Genomic DNA, 2,252 nt, shown 5'->3' with positions numbered 1-2,252 from the left:
GCAATCTCGCCGGGATGGTTCATCCCGATCTCGATCACCGCATACTCCGTATCCTTCTGCATCCGCGCCAGCGTCAACGGCACGCCCCAATGGTTGTTGTAGCTGGCGACAGAGGCGTGCGTGCGCCCCTGATCCGACAGGATGGCGCGCAGCATTTCCTTGGTCGAGGTCTTGCCGACCGACCCGGTAATCGCGACGACGCGGGCCTTCGTGCGGGCACGGGCCGCGATACCCAGCGCTTCCAAACCTTCCAGAACATCATCTACGATCAGCAAGGGCGCATCTTCGGCCACTCCGTCCGGCACATGGGTCACCAGCGCCGCGGCTGCGCCCTTTTCAAGCGCCTGGGCCACAAAATCATGCCCGTCCCGTGCCGCCTTGAGGGCCACAAAGATATCGCCGGGCTGAATCGTGCGGGTGTCGATTGACACACCGGTCGCCACCCACTCCGTCGTGGCGCGCCCACCCGTGGCGGCGGCCGCCTCGGCTGCGGTCCAAAGCGTCATGTCAACCGTCCTTCCAAGGCGGCCACGGCCACACTTGCTTGTTCCACATCGTCAAAGGGCAACACATCATCGCCCACGATCTGGCCTGTCTCGTGCCCCTTGCCCGCGATCAGCAGCGCGTCACCAGGCCCAAGCGCATCGACAGCGCGCAGGATCGCTTCGGCGCGATCACCCACTTCGGTGGCATCCGGACAGCCTTCCATGACTGCCGCACGGATCAGTGCGGGGTCTTCGCTGCGCGGGTTGTCATCGGTGACAAAGACGATGTCGGCATTCTCCGCTGCTGCCTGCCCCATCAACGGACGCTTACCCGCATCTCGATCCCCACCGGCCCCGACAACGGCAATCAACCGCCCCATCACATGCGGGCGCATCGCTTTGAGGGCTGTGGCCACCGCATCCGGCGTATGAGAGTAATCCACGAACACCGCCGCGCCATTTTCGCGCGTGGCGGCCAACTGCATACGCCCCCGGACGGTGCCAAGATGGGGCAACGTCTCGAACACTCGCGCAGGTTCTGCCCCGCAGGCGATGACCAGCCCACAGGCCAGCATCACATTGTCGGCCTGAAAACCTCCGATCAGGGGCAGACGCGCGGTATACGCCTTGCCCTCGTATTCAAATCGCACATCCTGCCCCGTGGCATCGAACCGCTGCGCGCTCAGGCGCAGATCGCCGCCATCCCGGCCCACGGCCATCACGGTTTGCCCCCGCGCCCGTGCAATGGCGGCCATGTCCACGCCACGTGCATCATCCATGTTGATCACCGCCACCCCGTCCTCGGGCAGCACACGTGCAAACAGACCCGCCTTGGCGTCAAAATAGGCTTCGAATGTGTGGTGGTAGTCCAGATGATCCTGGGTAAAGTTCGTGAACCCAGCCGCTTTCAGCGTCACACCATCCAGCCTGCGCTGGTCCAGACCATGCGACGAAGCCTCCATCGCAGCATGGGTAATCCCATTAGCCTTCGCCTCAGCCAGGGTGCGGTGCAGTGTGATCGGCTCGGGCGTTGTATGAGCCAATGGAGCGGTCCACGCGCCCTCCACCCCTGTTGTGCCCAGGTTCACGGCGGGCAAGTCCATCTCGATCCAGATTTGACGCACAAAGGTCGCCACGGATGTTTTACCATTGGTCCCCGTGACAGCGACCATCGCAGGAGGTTGACCACCAAACCACAGGGCAGCGGTCCGGCTGAGCGCCTCGCGCGGGGCATCGGTGACAACGACGGCCACATTGTCCAGCCAATCAGCGGCCAGTTTGGCCCCTTCGGCATCGGTCAGAACGGCGGCCGCGCCCATGCGAACCGCGTATTGGATGAACTCCGCCCCGTGCACGCGGCTGCCCGGCATGGCGGCGAACAGGAACCCGTCCGTCACCTCGCGGCTGTCCACGGCAATGCCTGTGATGTCGGGATTGGCCCCACCCCGGGCGGTCAGGCCCAGCGATGAAAGTGATCGTGCCTGCGCGCCCATGTCTCGGCCCTATGGTTTGGGTGCGATGCGCACCTCAGTTGCTGCTGGTCAGCGTTATATCAGCGAGGGTGACAGGTTCAACGCTTGGGCGCAGACCCAGAAGGGGCGCGATCCGGCCAATCATTTCGGCGGCGACAGGAACGGCGGTCCAGCCCGCTGTGCGACGCGGCTTGTCCCCCGAGGTCTCGACCGGTTCATCCAATGTCACGACCAGCACGTATTTGGGATCATGGGCCGGGAACATGGTGGCAAAGGTCGCAATAACCTTGTCATC

General features: G+C 63.9%; 2 protein-coding genes and 1 pseudogene. All 3 read right to left on the bottom strand.

All coding sequences use genetic code 11. From position 1 onward, the window contains the following. Positions 1-506, bottom strand: a 506-nt coding sequence (locus tag AC6RA8_RS02680; RefSeq protein ID WP_500350581.1) for a Mur ligase family protein, incomplete at its 3' end; no start/stop codon positions are given. Then, a complete protein-coding gene (locus AC6RA8_RS02675; protein ID WP_500350580.1) occupies positions 503-1,978 on the bottom strand; it encodes a UDP-N-acetylmuramoyl-L-alanyl-D-glutamate--2,6-diaminopimelate ligase in 1,476 nt (491 codons plus the stop codon). The genes AC6RA8_RS02680 and AC6RA8_RS02675, both read right to left, overlap by 4 nt. Positions 1,979-2,012: 34 nt before the next feature. Beyond that, a pseudogene (locus AC6RA8_RS02670) lies at positions 2,013-2,252 on the bottom strand (penicillin-binding protein 2); the annotation flags it as partial.

Source organism: Tateyamaria sp. (assembly GCF_059783535.1).
This window is presented reverse-complemented; position numbering and strand designations above follow the sequence as displayed.

Bases quoted from the DNA above. Each gene is read 5' to 3' on its own strand.
- AC6RA8_RS02675 (WP_500350580.1), bottom strand. From the start codon at position 1,978: ATGGGCGCGCAGGCACGATCACTTTCATCGCTGGGCCTGACCGCCCGG.